General features: G+C 27.8%; 1 protein-coding gene. It reads left to right on the top strand.

What is annotated here, in order from left to right; genetic code table 11:
• A partial coding sequence (locus AYC60_RS09150) for a hypothetical protein (protein ID WP_197417004.1) occupies positions 1-489 on the top strand: 489 nt, incomplete at both ends.

Raw genomic sequence — 489 nt, 5'->3', positions numbered from 1 at the left:
ATGGAAATCATGTAGTAAAATACAAAGATAAAGATGGAAATGTAATAGAAGATATTAATACTTGGAAAACAAAATTAAAAGAAACATATAGGTCATATAATGCAGGTATATTATCAAGTACAGATGAAGCAAAGATAAATGCTCTTTCAGCCTTTTATGATGAAGAAGTAGTAATAGACCCTACTGAATTTGATTGGAGAGTATGGAAAGATTGGGGAGATGTAAAATACAATAAGGAAAGAGCAGGAAAGCCAGGAATATTTTACAATCTAAATGGGAGTGAAATCTTAAGTAAGGAAAGAATAGAAGAAATAAAGAATAAGAATAAAGAAGCAATGTATTCAAAGTATTCTGATGATTACTTAGGAGAAAGTAATGAAAACATACTTTTAAAAGGCTTTGTAGATAATGAAGACAAAGATACAAGCTTTTCAGTACTTAGTGGAAATAATATTAGTATTACTACAAAAGAAGAATTAAATAATAAAG

This window comes from Streptobacillus felis (assembly GCF_001559775.1).
Classification (GTDB): Bacteria; Fusobacteriota; Fusobacteriia; order Fusobacteriales; family Leptotrichiaceae; genus Streptobacillus; species Streptobacillus felis.
The sequence above is the reverse complement of the archived record's forward strand: the minus strand, read 5'-3'. Positions and strand labels throughout refer to the sequence as shown.